This window comes from Pseudomonas sp. ef1 (assembly GCF_007293365.2).
Lineage (GTDB): Bacteria > Pseudomonadota > Gammaproteobacteria > Pseudomonadales > Pseudomonadaceae > Aquipseudomonas > Aquipseudomonas siliginis.
On the sequence record NZ_CM129815.1, the window covers coordinates 5247686 to 5265203 of the forward strand.

Genomic DNA, 17518 nt, shown 5'->3' on the forward strand with positions numbered 1-17518 from the left:
TCCGCGCTAGCTAGCGCTGCCAGCACTTCGAACTTATCGCCATAAACTGACGTATCCCCAAAGCTCCCCGTTCAACACGGGCTTTGGAACCCGGTCGCTCAATTGCTGCAACCACTGCAGCACGACTGGCCTCGTACATCGCAAACGCGTTGAATTCCGAATCCAGCAAAACTAGCAGCACAGCATCAAAGGGCTTAGTCAAATCGATGCTGCCCAAGCGGCCATTGATCTTGGCTGGATTGGCGATGCAGCGCCCCTTGATCTGTATGTGTAATTCTTGTCCATCTCGCAAGGCAGTCGCGTCGTACCCAGCCTGCCTTGCGCTATGCAATTTCAAGCCTAGCTTCGTAGCGGCCTCATACTCCGCCACCTCGCCAGTAATCCCCAGTGGTTTCCCGGTAAGCCGATAAAAGCGTCGAGCGAGGATTTTAGCTTCACGCAAGACGTCAAGAATTTCTGCCTCTACACCGGCGAGGTGAGGTCGAATCTCAGCAGCACGATCACACTCGATAATCCTCGCCGACATCCCTAACTCTCCTTATTTTTTATTCAAACTGACGAGACGCGCATAACCCTTCAAATGCACCAACGCAGCCGACTCAACAGGCAACCCACGTAACTCAGTCGATCGCGCGTCACCGTTGGGCAGGTAGACCGTCAACGTCTCCCCAAACACGCTGTAGGTAGCAGTGTATTCAACACCTTCGTACTCAAGCGTGATTTCCTCATCCATCTACAAAACCTCATTGCCCATGTTCATTGATTGCCGCTGGCCACCGCCTCAAGTGGACCACTCGGTCGCAGTTGGCGGCAACGTCGCAGCCACACTAACTGCCACGCTTAAGAAGGCCAACCTTAAAAAATTGTAGGCGGTTTCCCTTGCGAACTTGCGCTACATACCGCGTCCTTCAAATGCAGCCCTACAGGCTACCGCACCCGGTGCAATTGCCTACAGCCAAGACAGAATCCCCCGGCAGCGCATCTGTCAGCTCACCGGTATCGTATGTCCTGTCACCGCCCATGTGACCAGGCAGGGCAATCTGGGGCATTTAAAGTCGATTTCCCGAGAAAAACAGGTTGTTCCTGCCTGACCTTTACGGCGACTGCTGGCCGAGATGAGGGCCTTCGGATTGAGCAGATCCGAGGTTTGATCGTTGGTTTGCAGTCGTCTCTTTTCGGTCACTTCCGTGTTTGGTGGCTGTGCGCAGGGCGCTTTCGGGCGCGCCGGTCTCCCTAATTCCTGCCGGCCTACTAACCTGCGCGCAGCTGCCGCCTTTCATAGTCGGTCAACACAAGGCCATCTCATCAAGACGCCCCCGTGGCATTCAGCTCCCGTTTTCGTGGCCGAAAGGCAAACTTCTTTGCTCATTCCCTGCGTTCATACGCGCCCGCAGCAACGCGACTCGACAGCCGCAAGATCTGGAATCTGCTACATCCTAAAAGGTGAGATCAATCAGGCGCGTGCAGGGCATAAACGCGATTTGGCAATCACGTTTAAATTACACCAACTGTTACTCCAAAAAGCCTACAACGCCTTGCGCCGCTGCCTACGGGTACTTCAGAATCCGCCGGCTTACACGGCTATCGGTTGGGCTATATCGTTTCCCTGTCACTGCAAAACAGTGATCGGGTTTGGTAGCCCGTTTCTTGATAGTTGTACGGCGTCTCCATATGCGGCCTCTATTTTCGAGGCTCAGCTCTCTATGGTGGCCATGCGTGGGGCTCATTCGTGAGCGCCGGGGTTAACTATCTTGACCGGTCTACCAACCCGCGTGTGGCCGCCACCCATCGTTTGGTAGCGATAGTGACGGCTCTTCATTCCTTCAAGGTAGAGAGTCATATATGTTCAAAGTAACGCCCAACCCGCCAGAAGCCGATTCGATTCCCTACGACCCCGCTCTGGAACCCCAGCGGATAAAAGACGCGGCCGCTCGCGCCATCAACTTTTACCTCGACCCTCAGACGCTCAAAACCACCATTCCCAAGCGCCAGCCGGGCAGGATCTTTCTCATCGACCCAACGGTGGATGAGGAAACGTTGCTCGTCGAAGCCTGTGAATCGCTGGCAGCCGCCAATGACATGGCCCGCGAAATCGGCGGCGTGATTGACCACCCACAGCGTCGATCGCTGCTGATGTTGCAGCAGGTGATCATGTTGAGTGAGCTCATCGTCAATCGCGTGCTCGACAGCCGACGCGTGTCGAACTAGCCGGCAACCCAGGCAGGAGGGGGCGTGCTCCCTCACTGCCAGCGACGCGTCACTGCTGTGGCGCGGCATCCTCATACACAGACGCTCAAGCGGCTCTCATCGGAGTTTCAGCTGATGTCACAGACACCGTCCCATCCGCCGGTCACCGAATCGGTATCGCCTTATGAATCCTTCCATTCAAAAAAACTTCACGACGCCGCCGAGCGCGCGCTCGACCATTACCTCGCGCCGGCCAAGATCAACGCCACGCCTTACAGTCCCAATACGCTGTTTATGGTCAGCCCGGAATCCGACACCGAATCCTTGCTGGTCAACGCGTGCGAATCCCTGGCGTCCGCCACGGTGATGCTCGGTGATTTCGCCGGGATGCTGGAGGGCTCACGGCGCAATACTTTGCTGGGCATTGCGCAGGTAGTGATGTTGGGGGAGTTGGCCGTGAACAAAGCGTTGGATAACGTTGTGCCCACGTCCTAGAGCCAATGCGAACGCAAAAGCAGTCGGTCTAGCGACTGACTGCTTTCCTTAGTTGGTGAGCGCGTTAGGAACAGAGCCGTAAAGTTTTAAGGTTTGGAACGTCGCAACGTAATAGCCTCGGTTGGACTCACCTCGGATATAGCCCTCGTCGACCAGCCATTGAAGCGTATCGGTCAGGAATTGCTCCTGTGGCGACGCGTTGTAGAACACTCCAATGATGCCACTTGGTGTGTCGTAAGAGCCGGCTTCGAGGTTGAAGGTTTCGGCATCCAGTTTGACCTGTGCAGGGCACGCTTCTGCCAGCATCCTTAAAATCTTACCCACCAGCACATTGAATTCTGCTTTGTTATCAACGCTCATGCTGTCTTCTCCTTTTGGGCGCAGAGTTGCGCCTTGGCGGGATGATCATAGCCAAGATTTCCGCCTATCACGGGCTCTATAAATCCAATTAAAAGCCTGTGCCTCAATACCGCTCCAGGATCACGTCTTCACGGATTAAAGCCGTAGTGACCCCGGAGCGATGACGATGACCGACACCCACACCTTCACCCTCAAATTCCCCTTCACCAGCGCCAGCGGCGAGCTCCTGTCGTCGTTGCCCATCAGACGCCTCAAGCGCAAAGACATCAGCGCCGCGCAAGCGGTGACCAAAGACGAAGGCGCCATGGAAGACCTGCTGGTCGCCAAACTGTTGGGCATCACCCTTGAAGATCTGGGTGAGTTCGACATTGCCGACTCAACGCTCGCCACCGAGGTGTTGCGGGAAATGGCAGCCGGCCGAAACCTTGCTCCAGTCCTGGGACGAAGCGTTGCTGCTGGTGCTGAGGTTGCCGCCGTCTGAGATCGAACGGCTCGACATGGTCGAGTACTGGCGATGGGTCGAGGTCTGTCAGCGCGAGATCAATCGCCGGCTCGAACACGCCGAGCCAGCGCGCCGCTGACCACTGCCAGCAAACCGACCACCACGCCCGCCACCAGCGCACCGCCCGCCGCCAGGGGGGCGGCGGCCATGGCCAGTAAGGGCAGGCCCACACAGAACGCCGCCATCGCCGCCCACCAAGGCAAATGCACCAGGCACACCCAGGCAAGGCCGATCACACCGGCGCCAATGGCCAGTGCATAGAGGGTGTGGGCAGTGCGTAACGCGGCTTTTTCAAACATGACCAAAGCGTAGCAACGATGGCCAACGAAGTCCTCATCGGTTTAAAAATCGGCGCCGTCGTCTCCGGCAGCCTCAACGCTGCGTTTGGTTCGGCGCAATCCACCGTGCGCCACTTGGGCCGCGCCGTCGATGGGCTCACGCTCAAGCAGCAACAGCTGGGCCACGAGTTGGCGGCGTCATTGGCCCGTGGCGGCGCCGGCATCGGCCAGTTGCGTCGTCAGTACGACGCGGTCGGCCATACCCTTGATCAATTGCATCTAAAACAACAGCAGCTCAACGCCAGTTTGGCGCGCGGTCATGCGCTCAGAAACCAGCGCAGCCAGTTGCGCGGCCAAGCCATGGAGACGATTGGCACCGGCGCGGCGCTGGGCGCGCCCATTGTGCAGTCGATAAAAACCGCCATTAATTTTCAGGATCAGACCCGTGACATCGCCATTGGCGGCGGTTTCGACCCGGCGCAAGAGCAACGCTTGAGCATGGCCATGCGCGGCGCCGCGCTGGCTTGGAATCAGACCCAGACCGACGTTGCCAACGGTACCGCCGTGTTGGTCGCCGGTGGCATCGACAACCTCCAGGCGCTCACGGACTACGCGCCGGTGCTGGCCAAAACCGCCACCGCGACGCGCGCCAGCATGGAGCACCTCGGCGCGGTGGCCATCGCCCTGAACGACAACCTGAACATCGGCGCGGCAGGCTTTGAGCGCTCGATGAACATGTTGGCCTTTGCCGGTAAAAGCGGGCAATTCGAGCTGGCCGACATGGCCAAGTGGCTGCCGCAATTAACGCCGCAGTTCGCCGCACTCGGCATCACCGGCGAGCGCGCGGTGGCGCAGATCGGCGCGTCATTGCAGATCGCCCGGCGCGGTGCCGGCAGCAATGACGAGGCCGCCAACAACTTCAAAAACTTCCTCTCCAAGCTCACGTCGCCCGACACCCTCAAGGCCTTCGAGAAGGCAGGCATCGACCTTAAAGGCAGCCTGCACAATCTGGTCAGCGAAGGTTTGTCGCCAGCGCAAGCCATGCTCAGCATCCTCACCCAGCATTTGGGCAAAGACGCCCCCGACGCCGCCGCGCAGTACGGCAAGGCGCTGGCCATCAACGATCAGCAGGAGCGGCAAACGGCGCTGGCGCGCTTGGATCAGGCCTACAAGTTAGGTGAGCTGTTTGCCGACCAACAGGTCTTGTCGTTCATCCGCCCGGCACTGGCCAATCAGCACGACATGGCCGGCATTGAGCAAGGCAGCCGCAATGCCGCCGACCAGGGCGTGCTCGATGACGACTGGATCAAACGCATGGGCAGTACCAAGGAGCAATTGAAAGCGCTGCGCATCAACTTGGCCGACATCGGTATTTCTGTCGGCAACGCGTTGCTGCCAGCGATCGTCGAGATCAGCCAAGCGCTGGTGCCGCTCATGCGTGGATTTTCGGCATGGGCCGGTGAGCACCCGGCGTTGATCAAAGGTGTCGTCGGTTTGGTCGGCGGTCTGCTGCTCGGCAAGTTGGCGTTTATCGGCCTGGCGTACGGCGCCAATCTGGTCGTCGCGCCGTTGGTGGCCATGTCCACGACGGTGACGGCGCTGTCGGCGCGTTTCACCTTGCTGCGCAGTGCGTGGCAGATGGGCAGATTTGCGCCGTTGATGTCGGGGCTCAAGCGACTGGGTACGGGCCTGCTAGCAGTGGGAAGGTACGCCGGGCTGTTCACGCGCGGCCTGCTCATGGCGCTGGCCAGCCCGCTCAAGCTGATGGCGCAAGGTGCCTTGTTGTTGGGCAAGGTGTTGGGCGGTACGTTGCTGTTTGGCCTGAAGCTGGCAGGCCAAGCCGTTCTCTGGCTGGGCCGAGCCTTGATGATGAACCCCATCGGTCTGTTGATCACCGGGATCGCGATGGCGGCGTATTTGATCTATCGACACTGGCAGCCGATCAAAGCGTTTTTCACCGGGTTATGGGCGGAGGTCAAAACCGGTTTTAACGGCGGGCTGATGGGCATTTTGGCGCTGCTGGTCAACTTCTCGCCGTTGGGTTTGATCTACCGTGCGTTTGCCGGGGTGATGAATTACTTGGGCGTCGAACTGCCGGGCACGTTCACGGAGTTCGGTGGCATGCTTGTCAGCGGGTTGGTCGATGGCCTGCGTAACAGCCTCGGCGCGGTGAAAGACAGCGTGGTCGGCATCGGCTCGGCCATCAAAGGCTGGTTCACTGAAACCCTGGGCATCGAGTCGCCCAGCCGCGTGTTCATCGGTTACGGTGCCAACATCAGCCAAGGCGCGGCGTTGGGCATTGCTGCCCATGCGGGGCTGGTCAAGCAGGCCGCGCTGGGCATGGCCGAGCAGAGCCGCGTCGACATGGCGCCGCCGGACCTTCAGCAGGTGTCCAGGGCCAGCCGCATGGGCGGCGACAGCGCTTCGGCCACCAGCGCGGCGACCAGCATGACCTTCCATTTTTCGCCGCAGATCAACGTGCCCGCTGGCGCCGGGGCTGAAGCTATCAACCAAGGGCTGCAAGCCGCGTACGGTGAGTGGACGCGCATGATGGAACGCTACCTTCACGATGCTCGCCGTCGCAGCTACGGGCCGTCAGCCCAAGGTGGATTCTGATGTTTGCCCTTCTCGGCGACATCGAATTCACCGTGGCCGGCGGCGTCAGTGCCATTGAACACAGCGGCGCCGCCGACTGGGCCGAGCACCCGCGTATGCAGGGCAAACCGTTGCTGGAGTGGGTCGGCGAAGGGCTCGATGAGTGCCAACTGACGCTCGAGTTGCACCCGCTATTGGGCGAACCGGAGCAGCGCTTGCGCGCGCTGCGTCTGGCCAAAACTCAACACCAGCCGTTGGCGTGGGTGATGGGCAGCGGTGAATACCTGGGCCCGTACGTCATCACCCATTTGAGCAACGTCATCCGCCGCACCTCGGCCACTGGGCAGTTGCTGGCCGCCACGTTGCAGATCAGCCTGCGCGAGTACACCGGCGCGTTTATTCGCAAGGTTCACGCGCCCGGTTTGCTCGATCCCACAGCCCGCGACAGCGCGCCGGCCATGGATTCACCCGGCGTCATCTCGCGCCAAGCGGCGGCGCCCAGTACGGCACAGAACGTCATTCGCCACGCCAAAACCGCCGGCACCGTCTTGCGCCAAGGCCAAACCCTTTACCACGCCGCCAGGAGCGGTAACCCAGCGGCCATTCTCGGCCAGGTCCCGCAGTTGCTCGGCGTCACCGCGCAGGCCATCGAGCCACTGCGAGGTCTCGCCGGCGCTGCCGGGTTGCTGCGTGACGGCGCTGACCTGTCCCGGTTGGGCGAAGACGTGCTGGGCAGTGTCATGGGCGCCCGCGATTGCCTGAATCCCGTCGACCTCGCCAGCATCGTCAATCGCTTCGGCGCATCACAAGCATCCCTCGATGAAGCCGTCACGGTACTGGACGGCGCCAGCGATCGCTTGGCCGGGCTGGCCGCCGACATTCTGACCCGGAGGCGTTGATGTTCATCTTGCACCTGACCACCGAAGGCGAGCGCTGGGATCAGTTGGCCTGGCGTTATTACGGCGACACTCACCGCTACTTTCCAATCGTTGAAGCCAACCCCAACGTCCCGCTGAGCGCTACGTTGCCTTCGGGCCTGACCTTGGCCATTCCACTACTCGAAGCATTGCCCACCGCTCAGGACGTCCCGCCATGGATGCGCTAAACCCGCAACACGTTTTGCAGGCGCGCTTTGTGCTGACCTATCAGCAGCGCAACATCACCCGCGATGTCAGCGAGCATTTGCTGTCACTGACCTACACCGACCACCTGACCGGCAACGCCGACAGCCTGGAAGTCGAACTCGAAGACACTCAAGGCCGCTGGCGCGATGCCTGGTACCCTGGCCACGGCGATACGCTGACCTTGGCGATCGGCTGGCAAGGCGCACCATTGCGGACCCTCGGCCGGCTGGAAATTGACGAAGTCGAACTCAACGGCCCACCCTCGACCATCACCATTCATGCCTTGGCCACCGGCATCAACGGCCCGTTGCGCACCGTCGAACACCGCGCCTACGAAGACCTCACCCTGGCCGCCATCGCTCAACAGATCGCCACCCGCCAAGGCCTCACTCTGGTCGGCCACATCGAGCCCATTCCACTCGACCGCCTGACCCAGCAAGACACCGACCTGACATTCCTGCGCAACATCGCTGCAACCTATGACTACGCCTTCAAAATCACCGGCCGGCAACTGGTCTTCCACGCCATTCAACGATTGGCGCAGGCCGCGCCCGTCGCCACGCATCGCCTTACAGACGTGGCCAATATCAACCTGCGCGACCAAATCAAAACGGTGCCCAAGGCCATCGAAATCAAACACAAAGACCCGGCCAGAAAACAGCTCATCACCTACACGCTGGTCAACAACCAAACCGTCGCCGCCCCGAGCAGTGCCAGCCAAACTACCACCAGCGCCGACACCCACAAAAGCCGACAGCGCAGCGCCACCACCGAACAGGCCCAGGCCAAAGCGAAAGCCGAACTCGCCCAAGCCAACCGCCAACGCACCACCGGCCAATGGACCACTCAAGGCCAACCGCACCTCACCAGCGGCAACGTCATCCGGCTCATCACCACCGGCCAACTCAACGGCCGCTACCTCATCACCTCATCCACCCACCGCATCACCCGCCAATCCGGCTACACCACGACCCAACAGGTCGCCCGCATCTCAAACCATTAACCATTCACTGAAGGCAGAACCCATGCCCACCCAACTCGAATACGGCGAAGTCACCGCCCTGGACCACCAAACCTGCCGCCTGCGCGTACGCCTCGACGACCGTGACGGCGTCCAGACTTATTGGCTCAACATCCCCCAACGCAACACCCAAGGCACACAACGCCGACGACTGATGCCTGAGATCGGCGAACAGGTGGCGGTGCTGCTGGATGCGGATGGCGTGGGCGGGGTTTGTTTGGGCGGGATTTATTCGACAGCGGAGCCACCACCGGTGGTGGATGAGGACACGGAGTTTGTGCGGTATAGCGATGGGACGGTGGTGGCGTATGACCGGGTGGCGGGGGTGATGAGGTTGGAGTGTGTGGGGCCGTTGTTGGTGAAATGCGACGGACAGGTCACCTTAGAGTCTAGTGAGTCTGTCCTGATCAAAGCGCCCTCAGCGAAACTGGAGGTCCTGCAAGTCACATTGATTGGTAACTTGCAGGTGAAGGGCGATATAGGCGCGACCGGTATGATCATGGATGCGGGAGGCAACTCAAGCAACCACAGTCATTAAGTAGCTGTTCATACCTGATTCGATTCCGCTTCAGGTGAGCCCCGCAATGTTAAACAACATGCTCTTCGTCCCAACCGACCTGCCCATTCGCATTCAATGGGAAACTGCGCTGGCATTCTTGGTAAACGACTCCGGAGGGGCCGGTGATACGCAACGCATACTGCATACCATCACCAACTTTAACGAATCGAGTTTCCTGCTCATAAGTGCCGTTGCGCGAATAGGTGACGATTTTGAAGCTAAAGCGCTCTCGGGCACCAAACTCGCTATCAGCTACTCGTTGGGTTGTTCCCTTATGGAAATCCCCGAGTTGATGATGACTTATAAAGTCCTTTACCCCCTGCGGCTTGAAGCTTCCTTTCAGCATTTCTACGTCGGTGATGGTGATTTTTACCTGAAGTAACGAGTACTGACCCTTGTGCACAGCTACCCACAATACTTTTGTGCCAACTAAAGAAACCGGGAAAAAATACAGGTAGCTGTCACCACCGGTGATGTGGCTGATCATGTTTTGGGTTTTGGTCTCCAACTCGCCAACCAAGTGATTCAAGCGTTGCTCCACGCTACCAAAGCTGGCTTCAACACCTGCTTGTTTTCGGATTCTGAAAATCTGTCCGGTCAACCAACTGGCCAAAAAGAACGATGAGCCAAAATTTGAAATGATGTTTTTGACCGTGACGTCAGGCCCCCAAACGGCATAGGTTGTCCATGCCACAGAAATAATAAAAGGAATCCAAAACTCACGTACCAGCTGGAGCACCGTTTTTTTTGAAATACCGAACACTGATACGTACCTTCCTGATTTTATGACATGCCTCATCATCGGCATGGCCAACGGCATCTTTAAATGTGATTAAAAGCGGCAGCCCGGGAGCGTCCTCATCATGGGCTGATGACCACACCTAATCCTTATACCAATATCACCGCAGCCCATTGGCAACCCGCACTCGGCACAACAGGCGAGATCGTCGAAGGCCTGCGCGATATCGACCAATCCCTGCGCATCATCCTCACCACCCCCAAAGGCAGCGACCCGCACCGTCCCGAGTTCGGCAGCAACCTCCACCGGTACCTCGACTGGCCCACCGATCGCGTCACGCCGCACTTGGTGCGCGAAGCCTTCGACGCCGTGCGCCAGTGGGAGCCGCGCGTCTCGGTCGATCAAGTCCACATCCAGATCAGCGCCCACCACATCACGGCCCGCGTGCAATGGCGCATCACCGGCCAGCGCCAGCAGGTCACCGAGGTGCCGTATGCGCGCGCTGCCTAAACCGGAATTCATCAAGATCGACCCCGCCGCGCTGGAGGCGGATCTGATCGCCCGCTACGAAAAAGCATCCGGCAAAACCCTGTACCCGGCACAGATCGAACGGCTCTACATCGATCAAATCGCCTACGCCGTGTCCCGCTTGCAGATGAGCATTCAACACGCTGGCGAACAACTGCTGGTGCGCTTCGCCCGCGGCCCGATCCTCGATTATCTGGGCGAACTGGTTGCCACGCCGCGTCTCCTGGCCAAAGCCGCCCGGTGCACCGTGCGTTTCAGCCTGCCTACCGCGACCGCTCAAGCGTTACTCATCCCGGTAGGCACACGCGTCAGCACCCAAGACGCCAAAGTCGTATTCACCACCGACCGCGATGTAACGCTGCCTGCCGATCAGGCCGAAGTGTCGGTCACCGCCACGTGCCAGACGCTGGGCGAGCAAGGCAACGGCTGGACCCTCGGCCAGATCAGCGCGCTCATCAACGCGCCAGACCCAAGCCTCACGGCCAGCAACACAACCAACACGGCCAACGGTGCCGAAGACGAAAACGACGATCGCTACCGCGAGCGCATCATCCTGGCGCCCGAGGCCTTCAGCAACGCCGGCAGCCGCGCCGCGTACCGCTATCACACGCTCGCCGTGCACCAATCCATCATCGATGTCGCCGTCCACGGCCCCGACGAAGGCCAACCCGACGGTCACGTTGCGCTCTATCCGCTGACCGCCGACGGCCTGCCGACGCCGCAACTGCTAGAAGACATCACAGAGCAAATCAGCGGCGAGAAACTTCGCCCGCTGTGCGACACCGTAATCGCGGCCGCGCCCATCGAGGTCCGCTACCAGATCACCGCCCACCTCACATTGTATGCAAACGCCGACCGCAGCGCCGTGATGGCGGCAGCGAAAGCCGCCGCTACACGCTATGCCCAAACATGCAGCGCCGCGCTGGGGCACGATCTCGTCCCGGAACAACTCACCGCCGCGCTGCAAGTGCCCGGCGTTTACCGCGCGGACGTAGAAAAACCGGTCAACCTGCGTGAGCTTCAAAGCAACCAATGGGCACATTGCACCGCCATCAAGCTGACTGACGCCGGGGTCGCCGATGGCTGACCCGCTAACCCCTGCGCTGGCCGGCGACGCGCGCTTCACGCTGTTGTGCGAACTGCTCGACCAGTCACTCGCCGACCTCGACCTCAACGCCATGCTCGTCTACCTGATCGACTTGGTAAAACCCAGGCTGCTGCCACATCTGGCCGACCAGTTCTCACTGCTGGACGAAGCCGCGTGGCAGTTGGCCGAATCCGAGCAAGCCAAGCGCAACCTCATCAAAAACGCCATCGAACTGCACCGTTTCAAGGGCACACCGTGGGCGATCCGCGAAGTCATTCGCTTGCTCGGTTTCGGCGAAGTCACCCTGCAAGAAGGGCCGCAAACACAAGCCGACAACCAGCCAAGCCCGCCAACTGTCTGGCCGTTATACCGCGTCATCCTCAAACGCAGCATCACCAACGATCAAGCGGTGCTCCTGCGCCGCGTCCTCCTGTCCGTCGCCCCGGCGCGCTGCCGGCTGGTCTCACTCGACTACCAAGCTGTCGCCATCCGCTACAACGCAGTCGCCCGTTACGACGGCCAATACAACCACGGAAGCAGCTAATGGCCGACCTACCCGAAACCAACCAATGGACGCCCGGCGTCTACCAGATCGAGACCTCCGACCCCGTCGTCGGCGGCCCCGAGGGCGTGACCAATCTGCCCATCAAACAACTGAGCAATCGCACGGTATGGCTCAAAGGCAAATTCGAATCACTGAAAATCATCGCCGACAAAGTCATTCAGGCCACCGAAAAAGCCGCCGGGATAGCGCGCATCGCAACCCAGGCAGCGGTCAAAGCGGGTACCGAAACCGGTACAACCGTGACGCCCAAACACCTCGCCAGCCTGTTCCCGTTCCGCGGTTGCGCGGTCTTTTCTGAACCCGAGATATATACCTGGAAGGTCCCTTCAGGCGTAACCCAGGCCTGGGTTGTCGTTATTGGAGCCGGCGGCGGTGGCGCGCGATCGATCACTTTACCCGGCCCCTCTGGCGGCTCGGGTGGCGGCATTGCTAGAAAACTCGTCGACCTACGAGGCGTGACCACGGTGGAAATAACCGTTGGGGCCGGCGGTAAAGGGGCCACTGAATTGGACACTATCGGAGGCGCGGGCGGCGCGTCTTTTTTCGGGAAGTTTGTGTACGCCACGGCAGGACTAGGTGGGCGGCTCGACGGTAAGGCGCCTCATGGCGGCATTGGTCATGGCGGGGACGAAAATGAGTGTATCGGCACAGCAGGCCACCCGGTTGGCGGCTCTAAAAACACTGGATTCATAGGTGGCGCTGGCGGAGGCGGTGAGTCGGGCGCCTCATGGGACGATCCGCGCAAACCCGTGACGCCAGGACACGGCGGCGGAGGCCGCGGCGCAAGTGCAGCACCAGATGGCGCAGACGGACGCGTAACCATTCAATGGTGATAAGCGGGAGTGGGTCATCAGCGCCCCCAAGATTAATGACCAGCGTCGGCGCACAGCCAGAGGGATATAAACGTATGCAAGACATCCGCTGTGGCCAATGCCACCGCAAACTCGCCGCCGCCCAAAGCTTCACCGAACTGCAAATCAAGTGCCCGCGCTGCCGGACACTCAATCACCTGAAGGCCCCGAGCCTCCTATCCGAATGCCCTGAGCATCTGCCCACAAGAGCGCAGACGTGCCCCAGCCCACCATTGGAAGCCTGTTCGCAGGCATAGGAGGTTTTGATGAAGGATTCGAAAAAGCAGGCTACCGCACCGCCTGGCAAGTGGAACTCAACCCCACCAACCGGGCTGTCCTTGCCGACCGATTTCCGCATGCCACGCAACACGAAGACGTGCGCCACTGCGGCGCCCATAACCTGCAATCCGTCGACGTCATCACCGCAGGCTTTCCCTGCCAAGACATCAGCAACGCCGGCAGCCGCCCCGGCAACCAACACACCCGAGGCCTGCAAGGCCAGCGCAGCGGCCTGTTTTGGGAAGTCATACGCATCCTCAAAGAAACACAACCTCGCTGGGTGGTCCTTGAGAACGTCGTTAACTTGCTCGCTATCAACGATAGCCGAGACTTTCAAACAGTCATCCGGGCCCTTGCGGACAGCGGGTATGTGGGATGCTGGCGAGTGCTTAATGCTCAATATTTCGGAGTCCCCCAGCAACGTCGCCGAATATTCCTGGTCGCCGGTCATCACCGAATGCCCCCCATCGAGCTGCTGGCTGACGCCGCGCCAGTGGACGCAATACCTCCAGCGTCTCAATCGCAACCCTGGCCACGGCCCGCGGATGCATGGGCTGCCAATACTCTATTGGCAAACAAAGCCGGCTCCCAGATCGCTATGGGCTGTACCACTTTCGTCTCTCACCCGAACGGATGGCATCAGATGGTTGAGCGGCAGCGAACGTCTGACGATGATGGGCTTTGCCTCGGACTGGATGCGTCCAACCTTGCAGAAGCTTTCGCTGCCGGAAACGCCGTCGTCCCGCAAATCGCGCAATGGATCGCCGAAAAACTAATCAAAGCCCACTAACCCCACAGCGGGAATCAAAATCCCGCTACCATCCTGCAATTCCTTTGCACCCCGTGCAAAAGAACCAAACCCCAAATACCGCGCGCAATGGTCATGGTTTTATGCGCGCGGCATCAATCAGCCAACTTCACTCAACAACCGATACCCCACCCCCGCCTCAGTCACGATAAACCGCGGCCGGGTCGGGTCATCCGCCAGTTTCTGCCGCAGGTGCCCGACCACGATGCGCAGATAATGACTGTCCTCGGTGTGCGTCGGCCCCCAGGTATCCTTGAGCAATTGCTGCTGGGTGATCACCCGCCCCGGATGCCGCGCCAGTTGCGCCAGCACCGCATATTCCTTGCGGGTCAGGGCGACTTCGGCGCCGTCGAGCAGCACGCGCCGATAGGCCAGATCCACGGTCAGAGGGCCGAAACTCAGCGCCGCTGGCTGCGTCTCCCCCGCCGGTGCCTGGCGCAACAACGCGCGAACCCGGGCGAGAAATTCCTGAATGCCGAACGGTTTGGTCACGTAGTCGTTCGCGCCGCCATCCAGCGCTTCGACCTTCTGCCCTTCACTGGCGCGCACCGACAGCACCAGTACCGGCGTGGTCGCCCATTCGCGCAACTCGCGCAGGACCTGCTGACCGTCCATGTCCGGCAACCCGAGGTCGAGCACCACCAGGTCAGGTTTGCTCAGCGCGGCTTGTGCCAGGCCTTCAGCGCCGGTGCCGGCTTCAAGCACTTTGTAGCCTTGTGAAGCGAGGCTGATGCGCAGGAATTTGCGGATCTGCGGTTCGTCGTCGATGACCAAGATGGTCGCGGTCTGGCTCATGAATTCACATCAACACAATAGATTGGCAAGAGAGTAGCGCAGTCGACTTCAAGCTTCACCGTCCATCCCCGGTTGCGCCTGCAACGGCAGGTGCAAGGTGATGCAGGTGCCGCGCCCGTCGATGCCGTCAGCCACGGAAATACGCCCGCCGTGCGCGCCGACCATGCCCTGACAGATCGCCAGTCCCAGCCCCGTGCCCTGCCCGCCGCGATCACCGCGCGCGGCGGTGTAGAACATGTCGAAAATCTTCGCTCGATCCTCTTCGGGAATCCCCGGGCCTTCATCGCTGACCGCAAAGAAAATTTCCTGCTCATCGGCACCCGCGCGCAGTTGCAGGCGACCGTGGCTGGGCGAAAATCGCGCGGCGTTTTCCAGCACGTTAACCAGCGCCTGTTCGATCAGCGCCGCGTGCACATACAGCAGCGGCAACTCGGCCGGCACTTCGGTGCTGACCTGCAACGGCGCCAGCACCGCGCGCAGGCGGTTGAGTGAACTGCCGACGATATCGGCTGGCGACACCCAGTCGCGCGCCAGCTTCAAGGCGCCGTGGCCGAGGCGGGTCATGTCGAGCAGGTTCTGAATATAGCGGTCGAGGCGTTCGGCCTCATCGCGGGTGCCTTCGAGCAACTCGCGGCGATCCTCCAGCGGAATCGCTTCGCCGAGGGCCAACAGGCTGTCGATGCTGCCGCGCATGGCCGTCAGCGGCGTGCGCAAATCGTGGGACACCGAGGCCAGCAAGGCGCTGCGCAATTGTTCGGTTTCACCGTGCAGACGCGCCGCTTCGAGGTCATCGGCCAACTGCGCACGAGCCAAGGCTTGCGCCAGCGGCTGGCTCAGCGCAGTGAGCAAGCGCCGGCGCTGACCGCTCAAGCTCTGGCCTTCCTTGGCGCAAACACCAAGCAGCGCCAGCGGCCCGTCCTCGACCGACAACGGCCACCACCACCAACGCCCCAGCGGCAAGGTGCCGGTGCCCTTGCCCGCCGGTTGATCGTGTTGCCAGGCCCAGTCGGCGGCGGCGCGTTCGGCCTCGGTGAATTGCAGCGGCCCGCCGGTTTCGACTTTCCAGCCGCCCTGGCCGTCGCGGTTGAGCAAGCACAATTGCACATCGCTCCAGCCTTCGAGGTGTTGCGCGGCAGCGCTGATCACGGCTTGGCGATCCGTCGCGGCGGTGAGTTTGCGCGACAGGTCGAGCAGCTCGCTGGTCTCTTCCTGGGTATCGCGCAAAGCTTGCAACTGGCGACGCTGACGCGCCGCGAGGTTGCCGGTGAGCGCCGCCATCAACAGGAAGAACAGCAGCGTCAGCACGTCTTCTTCGCGCTGAATGCTGAAGGAGAAATTCGGTGGGATGAATAGAAAATCGTAGGTGAGAAACGACAGCGCCGCACAGGCCAGCGCCGGGCCGAGGCTGCTGCGCACCGCCACCAGCAACACCGCCGCGAGAAAAACCAGCGAGATGTTCGGCAGCGGCAACACACTCGACACCGCCCAGGCCAGGGCCGTGGCCAACAACGTCGCGACCAGCGCCAGCGCGTAGTCGAACCACACCAGCGTGACTGAATTGCGCGGGCGCGGTTGGCGCTGCTCGTGGTCACTGTCGAGCACGTTGATTTCCAGACCGTGCGCCTGACGCAGCAGGCGCGCCGCCAGGCCACCGCCGAACAGTCGACGGCGCAGACGTGGCCGCGACTGGCCGACCAGCAACAGACTGGCGCGGCGTTCGGCGGCGTGTTGAATCAGGGTTTTCGCCACTTCGCCGGCCCGCAACAGCACCACTTCGCCACCGAGGCGTTCGGCCAGTTGCTGGGCGCTTTGCAAACGCAAACGCGATTGCTCGTCACGGGCGCTGCCGTTGTCGACATGCACCAGACTCCACGGCAGATGCCGGCGCTGGGCGACGCGGCTGGCGTGACGCACCAGACGTTCGGCCTGAGCATCACCGTCAACGCCTACCAACAAACGCCCGCGCACCGCCGGCGCGGCCTGCCCGAGTTGGCGATAGCCCTGGGCCAGATCGTTGTCGACCTGCGCGGCAGCGGTCTGCATTGCCAGTTCACGCAGTGCGGTGAGATTGGTCTGGGTGAAAAAGGCGTCGATCGCAGCGCGGGCCTGTTCCGGCACGTAGACCTTGCCTTCGCGCAGACGCTCGAGCAATTCACGCGGCGGCAGGTCGATCAGCAGCAGCTCGAAGGCTTCCTGCAGGACCCAGTCCGGCAGGGTTTCGCGCACCTGCACGCCAGTGATGCCGCGCACCTGATCATTGAGGCTTTCCAGGTGCTGGACGTTGACCGTGGTGAACACGTCGATGCCGGCGGCGAGCAGTTCCTGAATGTCTTGCCAGCGCTTGGCGTGACGGCTGCCGGGGGCGTTGCTGTGGGCCAGTTCATCGACCAGCACAAGCTTCGGCTTGGCGGCGAGAATGCCGTCGAGGTCCATTTCTTCGAGCAGCACGCCACGGTATTCGCTGCGCACCAACGGCTGCTGCGGCAGGCCGCCGAGCAAGGCTTCGGTTTCGGCGCGGCCATGAGTTTCGACCACGCCGGCCAGGACCTTTACGCCCTGGCGCAGTTGCGTGTGGGCAGCCTGGAGCATGGCGTAGGTCTTGCCGACCCCGGGCGCCGCGCCGAGAAAAACCTTGAGCCGGCCACGGCCATCGCGGGGCAGGTCTGCTAACAGTGCGTCGGCGCGGCCGGAGTCGCTCATGCTGGGGATGCTCTCTTTCTTCTGATGTTTATGCGGTGATTGTCA

21 protein-coding genes are annotated in these 17518 nt (G+C 61.0%); 14 read left to right on the top strand and 7 right to left on the bottom strand.

Going from position 1 to position 17518, the window contains the following annotated elements:
- Positions 1–10: 10 nt before the first annotated feature.
- Positions 11–526: a hypothetical protein gene (locus FEE99_RS23950; RefSeq protein WP_052392160.1), complete on the bottom strand. Its 516-nt coding sequence runs from the start codon at positions 524–526 to the stop codon at positions 11–13.
- 12 nt (positions 527–538) lie between these two features.
- Positions 539–733: a hypothetical protein gene (locus FEE99_RS23955; RefSeq protein WP_041478341.1), complete on the bottom strand. Its 195-nt coding sequence runs from the start codon at positions 731–733 to the stop codon at positions 539–541.
- Positions 734–1842: 1109 nt separating this feature from the next.
- On the opposite strand from FEE99_RS23955, the gene FEE99_RS23960 reads away from it, so the two are divergent.
- Both FEE99_RS23960 and FEE99_RS23965 read left to right on the top strand, forming a co-directional pair.
- The gene (locus FEE99_RS23960) at positions 1843–2208 is read left to right on the top strand and encodes a DUF6124 family protein (RefSeq protein ID WP_016774271.1); all 366 of its coding nucleotides are present in this window, start codon (positions 1843–1845) and stop codon (positions 2206–2208) included.
- 114 nt (positions 2209–2322) lie between these two features.
- Complete coding sequence (locus tag FEE99_RS23965; protein ID WP_041478338.1) at positions 2323–2682, top strand: DUF6124 family protein; 360 nt, start codon at positions 2323–2325, stop codon at positions 2680–2682.
- Between the two features lie 48 nt (positions 2683–2730).
- Here FEE99_RS23965 and FEE99_RS23970 read toward each other — a convergent pair whose 3' ends face one another.
- A complete protein-coding gene (locus FEE99_RS23970) occupies positions 2731–3042 on the bottom strand; it encodes a hypothetical protein (RefSeq protein ID WP_041478336.1) in 312 nt (103 codons plus the stop codon).
- A 166-nt stretch (positions 3043–3208) separates the two neighbouring features.
- On the opposite strand from FEE99_RS23970, the gene FEE99_RS23975 reads away from it, so the two are divergent.
- Positions 3209–3523, top strand: coding sequence for a phage tail assembly protein (locus FEE99_RS23975; protein ID WP_041478334.1), 315 nt, complete (start codon positions 3209–3211; stop codon positions 3521–3523).
- Positions 3524–3582: 59 nt separating this feature from the next.
- Here the strand turns inward: FEE99_RS23975 and FEE99_RS23980 are convergent, their stop codons facing one another.
- Positions 3583–3843: a hypothetical protein gene (locus FEE99_RS23980; protein ID WP_041478333.1), complete on the bottom strand. Its 261-nt coding sequence runs from the start codon at positions 3841–3843 to the stop codon at positions 3583–3585.
- An 18-nt stretch (positions 3844–3861) separates the two neighbouring features.
- Between FEE99_RS23980 and FEE99_RS23985 the strand changes: the two genes are divergently transcribed.
- Genes FEE99_RS23985 through FEE99_RS24005 form a run of 5 tightly spaced genes read left to right on the top strand, consistent with a single transcriptional unit; the run spans position 3862 to position 9100 of the window.
- Positions 3862–6438, top strand: coding sequence for a phage tail tape measure protein (locus FEE99_RS23985; protein ID WP_041478332.1), 2577 nt, complete (start codon positions 3862–3864; stop codon positions 6436–6438).
- The gene (locus FEE99_RS23990) at positions 6438–7316 is read left to right on the top strand and encodes a phage tail protein (protein WP_041478331.1); all 879 of its coding nucleotides are present in this window, start codon (positions 6438–6440) and stop codon (positions 7314–7316) included. Before FEE99_RS23985 ends, FEE99_RS23990 begins: the two co-directional genes overlap by 1 nt.
- Positions 7316–7522 carry a tail protein X gene (locus FEE99_RS23995; protein ID WP_143979074.1) on the top strand — a complete coding sequence of 69 codons (207 nt, stop codon included), beginning with the start codon at positions 7316–7318 and terminating at the stop codon, positions 7520–7522. Before FEE99_RS23990 ends, FEE99_RS23995 begins: the two co-directional genes overlap by 1 nt.
- The gene (locus FEE99_RS24000; RefSeq protein ID WP_041478329.1) at positions 7510–8544 is read left to right on the top strand and encodes a phage late control D family protein; all 1035 of its coding nucleotides are present in this window, start codon (positions 7510–7512) and stop codon (positions 8542–8544) included. Before FEE99_RS23995 ends, FEE99_RS24000 begins: the two co-directional genes overlap by 13 nt.
- Before the next feature lie 22 nt (positions 8545–8566).
- Positions 8567–9100: a phage baseplate assembly protein V gene (locus tag FEE99_RS24005; protein ID WP_041478327.1), complete on the top strand. Its 534-nt coding sequence runs from the start codon at positions 8567–8569 to the stop codon at positions 9098–9100.
- 49 nt (positions 9101–9149) lie between these two features.
- On the opposite strand, the gene FEE99_RS24010 is transcribed toward FEE99_RS24005, so the two are convergent.
- A complete protein-coding gene (locus FEE99_RS24010) occupies positions 9150–9884 on the bottom strand; it encodes a hypothetical protein (protein ID WP_143979073.1) in 735 nt (244 codons plus the stop codon).
- Between the two features lie 108 nt (positions 9885–9992).
- Here FEE99_RS24010 and FEE99_RS24015 point away from each other — a divergent pair, with 108 nt between their 5' ends.
- The 6 genes from FEE99_RS24015 (at position 9993) to FEE99_RS24040 (ending at position 13960) form a co-directional block, all read left to right on the top strand.
- Positions 9993–10370 (top strand): GPW/gp25 family protein, encoded by a 378-nt coding sequence (locus tag FEE99_RS24015; RefSeq protein ID WP_041478324.1) that lies wholly within the window; start codon positions 9993–9995, stop codon positions 10368–10370.
- Entirely contained in the window at positions 10354–11475 is a 1122-nt protein-coding gene (locus FEE99_RS24020) for a baseplate assembly protein (RefSeq protein WP_041478322.1), read from the top strand. The genes FEE99_RS24015 and FEE99_RS24020 overlap by 17 nt, the downstream gene beginning before the upstream one ends.
- Positions 11468–12019, top strand: a complete 552-nt coding sequence (locus FEE99_RS24025) for a phage tail protein I (RefSeq protein ID WP_041478321.1) — start codon at positions 11468–11470, stop codon at positions 12017–12019. The genes FEE99_RS24020 and FEE99_RS24025 overlap by 8 nt, the downstream gene beginning before the upstream one ends.
- Entirely contained in the window at positions 12019–12873 is an 855-nt protein-coding gene (locus FEE99_RS24030; protein ID WP_052392159.1) for a glycine-rich domain-containing protein, read from the top strand. The genes FEE99_RS24025 and FEE99_RS24030 overlap by 1 nt, the downstream gene beginning before the upstream one ends.
- A 74-nt stretch (positions 12874–12947) precedes the next feature.
- Positions 12948–13148 (top strand): Com family DNA-binding transcriptional regulator, encoded by a 201-nt coding sequence (locus FEE99_RS24035; protein WP_081932464.1) that lies wholly within the window; start codon positions 12948–12950, stop codon positions 13146–13148.
- A complete protein-coding gene (locus tag FEE99_RS24040) occupies positions 13109–13960 on the top strand; it encodes a DNA cytosine methyltransferase (protein WP_041478320.1) in 852 nt (283 codons plus the stop codon). The genes FEE99_RS24035 and FEE99_RS24040 overlap by 40 nt, the downstream gene beginning before the upstream one ends.
- Before the next feature lie 117 nt (positions 13961–14077).
- On the opposite strand, the gene FEE99_RS24045 is transcribed toward FEE99_RS24040, so the two are convergent.
- Together FEE99_RS24045 and FEE99_RS24050 are read right to left on the bottom strand one after the other, a co-directional pair.
- The gene (locus FEE99_RS24045; RefSeq protein WP_041478318.1) at positions 14078–14773 is read right to left on the bottom strand and encodes a response regulator; all 696 of its coding nucleotides are present in this window, start codon (positions 14771–14773) and stop codon (positions 14078–14080) included.
- A 48-nt stretch (positions 14774–14821) separates the two neighbouring features.
- A complete protein-coding gene (locus FEE99_RS24050) occupies positions 14822–17473 on the bottom strand; it encodes a sensor histidine kinase (RefSeq protein WP_041478317.1) in 2652 nt (883 codons plus the stop codon).
- Between the last annotated feature and the right edge of the window lie 45 nt (positions 17474–17518).

Excerpts from the sequence above, each read along its gene's own strand:
- FEE99_RS24015 (WP_041478324.1), top strand. The coding sequence starts at position 9,993 with ATGACCACACCTAATCCTTATACCAATATCACCGCAGCCCATTGGCAA.
- FEE99_RS24030 (WP_052392159.1), top strand. The coding sequence starts at position 12,019 with ATGGCCGACCTACCCGAAACCAACCAATGGACGCCCGGCGTCTACCAG.
- FEE99_RS23965 (WP_041478338.1), top strand. The coding sequence starts at position 2,323 with ATGTCACAGACACCGTCCCATCCGCCGGTCACCGAATCGGTATCGCCT.
- FEE99_RS24050 (WP_041478317.1), bottom strand. The coding sequence starts at position 17,473 with ATGAGCGACTCCGGCCGCGCCGACGCACTGTTAGCAGACCTGCCCCGC.
- FEE99_RS24000 (WP_041478329.1), top strand. The coding sequence starts at position 7,510 with ATGGATGCGCTAAACCCGCAACACGTTTTGCAGGCGCGCTTTGTGCTG.
- FEE99_RS23980 (WP_041478333.1), bottom strand. The coding sequence starts at position 3,843 with ATGTTTGAAAAAGCCGCGTTACGCACTGCCCACACCCTCTATGCACTG.
- FEE99_RS23950 (WP_052392160.1), bottom strand. The coding sequence starts at position 526 with ATGTCGGCGAGGATTATCGAGTGTGATCGTGCTGCTGAGATTCGACCT.
- FEE99_RS24005 (WP_041478327.1), top strand. The coding sequence starts at position 8,567 with ATGCCCACCCAACTCGAATACGGCGAAGTCACCGCCCTGGACCACCAA.
- FEE99_RS23970 (WP_041478336.1), bottom strand. The coding sequence starts at position 3,042 with ATGAGCGTTGATAACAAAGCAGAATTCAATGTGCTGGTGGGTAAGATT.
- FEE99_RS24025 (WP_041478321.1), top strand. The coding sequence starts at position 11,468 with ATGGCTGACCCGCTAACCCCTGCGCTGGCCGGCGACGCGCGCTTCACG.
- FEE99_RS23975 (WP_041478334.1), top strand. The coding sequence starts at position 3,209 with ATGACCGACACCCACACCTTCACCCTCAAATTCCCCTTCACCAGCGCC.
- FEE99_RS23995 (WP_143979074.1), top strand. The coding sequence starts at position 7,316 with ATGTTCATCTTGCACCTGACCACCGAAGGCGAGCGCTGGGATCAGTTG.
- FEE99_RS23960 (WP_016774271.1), top strand. The coding sequence starts at position 1,843 with ATGTTCAAAGTAACGCCCAACCCGCCAGAAGCCGATTCGATTCCCTAC.
- FEE99_RS23955 (WP_041478341.1), bottom strand. The coding sequence starts at position 733 with ATGGATGAGGAAATCACGCTTGAGTACGAAGGTGTTGAATACACTGCT.
- FEE99_RS24020 (WP_041478322.1), top strand. The coding sequence starts at position 10,354 with ATGCGCGCGCTGCCTAAACCGGAATTCATCAAGATCGACCCCGCCGCG.
- FEE99_RS23985 (WP_041478332.1), top strand. The coding sequence starts at position 3,862 with ATGGCCAACGAAGTCCTCATCGGTTTAAAAATCGGCGCCGTCGTCTCC.
- FEE99_RS23990 (WP_041478331.1), top strand. The coding sequence starts at position 6,438 with ATGTTTGCCCTTCTCGGCGACATCGAATTCACCGTGGCCGGCGGCGTC.
- FEE99_RS24035 (WP_081932464.1), top strand. The coding sequence starts at position 12,948 with ATGCAAGACATCCGCTGTGGCCAATGCCACCGCAAACTCGCCGCCGCC.
- FEE99_RS24045 (WP_041478318.1), bottom strand. The coding sequence starts at position 14,773 with ATGAGCCAGACCGCGACCATCTTGGTCATCGACGACGAACCGCAGATC.